The sequence below is a fragment of the Bacillus sp. AP50 genome (genome assembly GCF_040492675.1).
In the GTDB taxonomy this organism is placed as follows: domain Bacteria; phylum Bacillota; class Bacilli; order Bacillales; family Bacillaceae_G; genus Bacillus_A; species Bacillus_A cereus.
The window spans coordinates 1-4301 of sequence record NZ_JBEUTW010000520.1 but is presented as its reverse complement, the minus strand read 5'-3'; the positions used below and the strand labels follow the sequence as shown (position 1 = coordinate 4301).

Sequence of the window (4301 nt, the reverse complement as noted above, 5' to 3'; positions counted from 1 at the left end):
GCGTTGTAGTGTGTAATATATTCAGCAGAGCTATATCATAAAAAATAGGATTATAGACTAAAAATAGAATTATGTGTAAGTATTTCTGAGTAAAAATAGTATTCGAGTTCATATAGGCTATTTATCAACTGCTATACATTAGTTTAAAAACAAATATAGAAAAGTGTGATAATGGATCCACATGAATTATATTTGCAATCTATTATTTTTACCTTAGCTGTTTAGTAGTTTGTATTTACATACATATGTAAATACATTTTTGTTACATGCAATTATTCAAAAGGGAGGTAATATAATAATGGCTATTCGAAAACATTTAATTACTCTTGAGGATCTTACTGATAGTGATATTAACCAAATTGTAACTCGTGGGGTAGAGTTTGCCACAGGTAAATCGCAACCTAATCAAATATTAGCGGGAAATATAATTGGGATTTACTTCCGTAAAACATCGACTAGAACTCGATCGGCATTTTCTGTTGCAGCATTAAAGATGGGTGCACAAATTGTAACGTATGGTCCCAATGATTTGCAAGAAAATACAGGGGAGTCTATAGAAGACACTACTCAAGTACTTTCCCGAATGCTAGATGCACTAGTAGCAAGAACTGCAGATAGTCAAAAGGAAATGGAAAAGCTGGCATCTCAAAGTCGTATGGCAGTCATTAATGCAATGAGTACGGAAGAACATCCAACACAAGCGCTAACAGACTTAACAACAATGAAACAAAAATTTGGTGAAATAGCTGGATTACGGGTTTTATATATGGGAGAAGGTAATAACAGTGCTGCAGCTCTAGCTCTTTCTTTATCTCGTTTTCCAGGTACGGAGTTATATCTTTTTACACCTGCTGGTTATGGAGTGTCTCCAAGTGTGCTTGAAAAATCAAAAGAATATGCCCGATTATCTGGTGCTAAAGTTATTGAATGTCATGATATAAAAATGTTACCTAGTGAAGTGGATGTTGTATATACAACAAGGTGGCAAACAACAGGGACAAGCAAAATAGATCCTTTATGGAAAGATGCATTTAATCCATTTGCAGTGACAGAGAGAATTTTGACTTTATATCCGGAAGCTACTTTCATGCATGACCTCCCAGCACACCGGGGGGAAGAAGTAGCAGCAACAGTTATTGATGGACCGAAAAGTATTGTATTTACCCAGGCCGAAAACAAGCTAAATAGTGCTATGGCAGTACTTGAATGGTGCTTAGCTTATCGATACTAAAGAATCTAGTATTTATTTTCTTTCAGGTATAAGTTCTATTTGAAATACATTCGAAAGAACATTTACAATTATTTATCTTTAATTATTTTTTTAGATTTTAACCAAGAAAGGAAGCAAATTATGCTCAAGAAATTAGAGAGTTTAGAAAGGGTAATCGGCAACACACCTATGATTAAATTAGAGCATGAAAAGATTAATCTGTATGCAAAACTAGAATATCACAATTTAATGAATAGTGTTAAAGTGCGTGCTGCTCACCATATTTTAAAATCAGCAATAAGTCGCGGTGAAGTGACTGAAAATTCTACAATTATTGAATCTTCATCTGGTAACTTTGCGGTTGCTCTTGCTACTCTTTGTAGGTATATCGGCCTGAAATTCATACCAGTTATTGATCCAAATATTAATGATAGTTATGAGAATTTTTTGAGAGCAACTTCCTATCAAGTAGCTAAAGTGGATGAACGAGATGAAACAGGTGGCTATTTATTAACGCGTTTAAATAAGGTGGAAGAACTTTTAAATACTATTCCTAATGCATACTGGACAAATCAATATAATAATGCTGATAACTTTGAAGCCCATTATCAAGGAATTGGTGGAGAAATATCTAATGATTTTAAACAGTTAGATTATGCCTTCATTGGAGTGAGTACTGGAGGAACTATCGCTGGGGTATCTACACGATTAAAAGAAAAATTCCCTAATATTAAAATTATTGCGGTAGATAGTCAAGGGTCCATTATTTTTGGTGATAAGCCTCGTAAACGGTACATACCAGGAATTGGTGCCAGTATGATACCTGGTATGGTTAAAAAAGCATTGATTGATGATGTAATGATTGTACCGGAGGTTCATACTGTTGCAGGTTGTTATGAGCTATTTAATAAACATGCAATATTTGCTGGTGGATCATCAGGGACTTCATATTATGCAATCCAAAAGTATTTTGAAAATAAGGATGTTCAAAATACACCTAATGTTGTTTTCTTGTGTCCTGATAATGGACAAGCTTACACATCAACTATTTACAACGTAGAATGGGTAGAATGGCTTAATACACAAAAATCAGTAGAAGACCAATTAGTTTCTTTATAAAAATGATATAGAAATGAGGAAGCAATTATGATGTATTTAAATACTAAACATATCAATGAAATGGGTGTTAATTGGGAAGAAACAATAAATGTCATTTCAAAGGCAGTAAAAAGTCTTGATTCAGAAGATTTTTCTCAGCCAATTAAGCCATACTTACGTTTCGATGATCCGGCTAATAGAATTATTGCTATGCCAGCTTATATTGGAGGAGAATTTAAGGTTTCAGGAATCAAATGGATAGCTAGTTTTCCGAAGAATATTGAGAAAGGTATTCAACGTGCTCATTCAGTTACTATATTAAATGATGCTATGACTGGAAAACCATTTGCGACACTTAATACAGCAATGGTTAGTGTAATACGAACAGCTTCTGTTACAGGGTTAATGATTCGAGAGTTTGCCAAGTTAAGAGATTTAAATAATATTAAAGTTGGAATTATTGGATTTGGACCAATTGGTCAGATGCATTTAAAGATGGTAACTGCCCTATTAGGCGATAAAATCGAAAGTGTTTACTTATATGATATTAATGGAATTAAAGACGAATTAATTCCTGAGGAAATTTATTCTAAAACTCAAAAGGTTAATGCATATGAAGAAGCCTATAATGATGCTGATATTTTTATTACTTGTACTGTTTCTGCAGAAGGTTATATTGATAAGAAACCTAAGGATGGGGCGCTACTACTAAATGTTTCTCTTCGTGATTTTAAGCCTGATATCTTAGAATATACAAAATCCCTAGTTGTTGATAATTGGGAAGAAGTCTGTCGTGAAAAAACTGATGTTGAAAGGATGCACCTTGAAAGAGGTTTACAAAAAGAAGATACAGTATCAATTGCTGACGTTGTAATCCGAGGAGCACTGCAAAACTTCCCTTATGACAAAGCAATATTATTCAATCCAATGGGTATGGCCATTTTTGATGTATCCATTGCTGCTTATTACTATCAAAGGGCTAGGGAAAAGAAAATTGGTGTTTTATTAGAAGACTAGTAAAATTATTAAAGCGTAGTTTGAAATAATTGTCTAATAGCTGCTAAATATCGGTAAACACAACTAATCATTATAGAAAATTAGTTATTTGATAAGCTTAGAATTTATGTAATTATTTGAGGAGCTGTTTTTATGAGTGAAATTATTTCGGCCTTAGATCTCTTACATCCCAAGCAAATTCGCTTTCATGAATCATATGAACACAAACGATTGGAACAAATTTGTCGTGTAATGGAAAGCGAAGGTGTTTTACGGAATCCTCCCTTAGTATCTGAGCTTAGTGATGGTAATTATCTGTTACTTGATGGTGCCCATCGTATGAAGGCTATGATGGCATTAGGTTGTAAACGCGTTGCTGTACAGGTAGTACCTGATGAAAAAATAAAAATTCGTGCTTGGAATCATTTATTACCAATGGGGGAATGGGTAAATAATTTAAAGAAAGAACCTACAATAATTTGGTCAGGTAAAATTATTGCTAATAAACGTTTGCTTGCAAAAATTACAGAAGCAAATAAACAAGAACATTTTTTATATGCAAGGGATTTAAATAGCGATTTATTTACCCATTTAGAGATATGGCATCGCATTGTCGGCTTATATCAACATGAGTATACAGTACGCCGTCATTCAAATGATACTGAGGTCTGGCCTCATTCAAATGAAATATTGATGAGCTATCCAGAGTACTCGTTGATGGAACTGAAAAAGGTAATTGAAGCAAAGTTTTTAATGCCAGCGGGAGTTACTCGTACGACGCTTAGTGGTCGGTTATTGAATTTACGTATACCACTTCATATATTGCGTACGGAAGCATATCCTGCTGGTGAATGGGAAGCGTTATGTGGAATTTGGTCAAAATGTTTACGCCTTTATGACGAGCCGATATATGTTTATGATGCTTAATAAATTGTTTAGTGATTATGATGTATATTTTTTATTTATTTGTAAAAATTTCATTATATGATTTATATTA

The 4301-nt window shown here is 33.6% G+C and carries 4 protein-coding genes; all 4 read left to right on the top strand.

What is annotated here, in order from left to right:
- Positions 1–298: 298 nt before the first annotated feature.
- The gene (locus ABWK52_RS25860) at positions 299–1231 is read left to right on the top strand and encodes an ornithine carbamoyltransferase (protein WP_001007708.1); all 933 of its coding nucleotides are present in this window, start codon (positions 299–301) and stop codon (positions 1229–1231) included.
- Between the two features lie 120 nt (positions 1232–1351).
- A complete protein-coding gene (gene sbnA / locus ABWK52_RS25855) occupies positions 1352–2329 on the top strand; it encodes a 2,3-diaminopropionate biosynthesis protein SbnA (RefSeq protein ID WP_000914210.1) in 978 nt (325 codons plus the stop codon).
- 27 nt (positions 2330–2356) lie between these two features.
- Entirely contained in the window at positions 2357–3325 is a 969-nt protein-coding gene (gene sbnB / locus ABWK52_RS25850; RefSeq protein ID WP_098542441.1) for a 2,3-diaminopropionate biosynthesis protein SbnB, read from the top strand.
- 132 nt (positions 3326–3457) lie between these two features.
- On the top strand, positions 3458–4231 hold the full coding sequence (locus ABWK52_RS25845) for a ParB N-terminal domain-containing protein (protein ID WP_001289606.1): 774 nt from the start codon (positions 3458–3460) through the stop codon (positions 4229–4231).
- Positions 4232–4301 lie beyond the last annotated feature (70 nt).

Excerpts from the sequence above, each read along its gene's own strand:
- sbnB (WP_098542441.1), top strand. The coding sequence starts at position 2,357 with ATGATGTATTTAAATACTAAACATATCAATGAAATGGGTGTTAATTGG.
- ABWK52_RS25845 (WP_001289606.1), top strand. The coding sequence starts at position 3,458 with ATGAGTGAAATTATTTCGGCCTTAGATCTCTTACATCCCAAGCAAATT.
- sbnA (WP_000914210.1), top strand. The coding sequence starts at position 1,352 with ATGCTCAAGAAATTAGAGAGTTTAGAAAGGGTAATCGGCAACACACCT.
- ABWK52_RS25860 (WP_001007708.1), top strand. The coding sequence starts at position 299 with ATGGCTATTCGAAAACATTTAATTACTCTTGAGGATCTTACTGATAGT.